The sequence below is a fragment of the Microcoleus sp. PH2017_05_CCC_O_A genome, from assembly GCF_020738785.1.
Taxonomy (GTDB): domain Bacteria; phylum Cyanobacteriota; class Cyanobacteriia; order Cyanobacteriales; family Microcoleaceae; genus Microcoleus.
In genome coordinates this window covers 1-3,464 of sequence record NZ_JAEQCB010000272.1, presented here as the reverse complement: position 1 = coordinate 3,464, position 3,464 = coordinate 1, and the positions used below count along the sequence as shown (strand labels likewise).

The window sequence follows — 3,464 nt, the reverse complement described above, 5'->3', positions numbered from 1 at the left end:
AATACCTTCAGCAGCGTCACCGTGCTGACCCACGGCTTTAAACCTCCATTTTTGGATAAGCCGGGAATTCCTTCAGAGTTTTACCAAATGGGTAATAGTATTGCCAATGCAGGTATCGACGGCGGCGGTTTGATGATGAAGTACGACCTGCCTACTGGTAACTGGGTTCCTGTCAACAAAAATGGTGCAGTTTCCCCAGACTTCCAAGCAGGTTTGAATCCCAAAACCGACCCAAACTATCTCACTAAGCTGGGAAGTTATATAGCTCCATACCTTGCCCAAAAACAACCGTTAGTCCTACTGAATAACTGGTCAGAAAATAATGAATCGGCAGTTCCTGATTCAGGCTTCACAGAAGCAGCAGCAGATGCTTTCTTTACTTCCCTCGTGCAATTGGATGGAGTGCTGAAGAATAAAACCAGCCCTACCAAACAAGGTGCAGTTTTCAATTCACCGCTGCACTTTGTTGGTTTCAGTCGGGGTACAGTTGTTAACAGCGAAATTATTCAGCGTTTGGGAACTTATTTTCCTGATGCTGGCGGCAAACCCAACTCTGGTACTCGCGACCTTCAGATGACAACTTTAGACCCCCATGATTTCAACCAACCGTCGCTAAATGTGGTGACCAAAAATTTCGGTGATTTCCGCGAACCGAAAGTTCAGGTGTGGAAAAATGTTACTTTTGCGGACAATTACTATCAGACAGTCCCGAATTTATTGAGCGGTACACTTACGCCTGCCGGTCGCAATATTCCGAATCTACCGTCTACTGAGAAGGGAACAGCCCCAGGACTTAAGTTTCCGCGAGAAGGTTGGAGGTCAGAAAATCCCGATCCTAATGGTAAGCTATTAGGAGAACCGGATTTGTCGGTTTTCTTGGGAACTAATAAAAATAACCCAGGTTACAATAACAGCCGTGCTGGGTTTACGACAGATCCTATACCGGGAGATGTACACGGACGTGTTGTGAGTTGGTACGGAGGAACATCCGACTTGCTTCCAACTAACTTTCCGTCCGATCAAAACTTAGAAGTTAATCCTGTATTTCGTCGGCGAGGCGATGGATATCGGGAACGGTTGTTCGATAAAGACTTTTCATTTAGCAATAGTGTTTTGACAGGCCCGGCTCGCGTTAGCCCTTGGTATACGCCGGAAAGCAAATTCCAACACGGTGCAGATGCTGCTCCTTGGGAAGGGATTGGTACGGGCTGGTTTTATTCGGCTATGGGTGGCGGTTACAGTTCGCGCCCTAAAACAAATGTAGAGCGTATCCCGGTTGATTTTGACAATACTTATGATGCCAGGATGCGAGGAGATGCGGCGGTTCCTACTTTGTTTAATGGGAATTTTGATGCTGTTTTCGATCCGAAGGGAGTGACTCGAACTCCTTTGTCTAAGGGTCTACCTGGGTGGTCGTTCCACAACGGTCAATCCGATCCAAATATTGATTTAGTTCAAAGTTTGGAAGACGTAAAACTTATCCAAGGGAACAGCGAACCAAACTATGCCTTTAAGTTAGAAACCAGCAAGGTGAAGGAAATTGTTCACAATCGGTTTGTTGTACCCGATTGGGGCGCTCTTCGATTTGATCTGCACGCACCAAAGATTGCCAATAGCTCTAATGCCAAATCTAAAGGTACGCTTGATGTTACTATTCGACCATCAGATCCATCAATTCCAGCGTTTTCTCAAACAATAACTCTTCAAAAAGCTGAAAATAACACGGATAGTAATAAAGCTCCGGCTAGTTACCTAACAGATAAATACAAAGTAGATTACGGGATAGAAGGCTTTGAATCTTTCAATGTTGACGTACCAGAAAGATTGCGCGGTCAGTCGGCAACTGTTGAATTCAAGCTCGAAGCATCTATTCCTGTCTATCTGGATAATGTCTTTTTCCAAAGCGAGTCGCTGAGGTTTAGCAATCCAACTACAGCAAGAACTGACCTACTGACTAATAATACCTATCAAAATAACTATTTGATAGAGAAGCCACAGTACACTGTTTCCTATAATGGCAAAAAAAATACACCTAACTGGGTTAGTTGGGTTCTGGATGGCTCATGGCCAGGAAATATTAAAAGTAAAGACAGACCTGATGAGTTTGCGGTAGACCCCGACTTAAATAGTTCCTTTTACAAGGTTGCTCATAAAGACTATGAGTTCGATAGTCAAATTGATTATACTAAGAGGGACGACTATGAGCCATTTAAGCTTGAAAAGCCAGCTATCTTCTGGCCAGTACGGGGACACATGAGTGCTTCTAACGACCGAAATAGAAGCACAAAGGATATGTATGCTAGTTTCTTAACTACGAATATTGTTCCTCAAGATTCCAAGGGAAATGAAGGGGCTTGGCGCGGTTTGGAAAAGAAACTACAGGATTTGGCGCGTCTTAAAAATGAACAAAAACAGCCAACACCTTATAAGTTCTATATCTCTTCTGGTGTGTACGGTGCTGGTGGTGGAGAGTTAACAAAATATTCTACTCCTCCTACTGTGACAGTTTTAAATGAAAGAGGAAGAGTTGTGGAAGCTCCACTTAAGGATAATCCCAATTCTTTTAAAAATTTCAAAACAGCGGACGGCACTCGAACGATAACAGTTCCTAGTGCTCTCTGGAAAGTTGTGCTGGGATTCAAGCCAAATTCAACATCTGATAAGCCAGATTATTACTTTGCTTTTTGGATGCCGAACAATTCCTATGAAATTCAGAAGAGCCTAGATTACACGACAAAAGATGCCAAGGGAAATATTATCGTCAAAAATAATACCTTGGGCTGGGAAGAGCGTTTAATTCCCATTGGCAAGCTAGAAGAAAGACTTAATGCAGATTTAGAAAAATCTGGTGACTCATTTAGATATGACTTTCTTTCTCAGATTAAAGATCCTAACAGCAAGGACAAAATGAAAAAAATCATATCCCTTCTCCCCTAAAGACCTGGTTAAACTAACTTCCTCTTTTGCTGAGGGTAGGTAATTAGTTGATATAGCGCGTCTAAATCATTTGTATAGATATGTAGGGGCGATGCCAAGAGTGCCTGCCCTAAAAATCACGGGATCACTACGAAACAATTGCCCCTACAAAGATTATACAACTGATTTAGACGTACTTTGGTAGCGACGAATTAGTCTTCACTATTCCAAATAGTGCCATCGGGCATGATAGTATCTTTAAAGTAAACGTCTGTGAAAACAACCGTTCCAGGTTGGTAATTGTTAACTTCACTTATTTTAAATTCAGTGCCAAAGAAGTTAGCTCTCGTCAAGTCACACTTAGAAAAACCCACCCCATTTTGAAACTTAGCATCCCTAAAATCACTATCAATTAAGTCACAAAAACCAAACCCGGTGTCAATCATTTTGGCTCCACTAAATTTGCATCTACTCAAATTAGTTAGGTGAAAACCAGTTTCCTGTAAGTCACTTCTGCTGAAATTTGCCCCAGTCAAATCCGCTCTGCG

Annotated in this window: 2 protein-coding genes; one reads left to right on the top strand and one right to left on the bottom strand. The window is 42.5% G+C overall.

The genetic code is table 11. The annotated features are described in order from the left end of the window. Positions 1 to 2,937 (top strand): DNA/RNA non-specific endonuclease (locus tag JGK20_RS33565; RefSeq protein ID WP_293233719.1); only part of this gene is annotated, 2,937 nt, incomplete at its 5' end. 191 nt (positions 2,938 to 3,128) lie between these two features. Here JGK20_RS33565 and JGK20_RS33560 read toward each other — a convergent pair. Next, positions 3,129 to 3,464: pentapeptide repeat-containing protein (locus JGK20_RS33560; RefSeq protein WP_293207539.1), on the bottom strand; the 336-nt coding region annotated here is incomplete at its 5' end.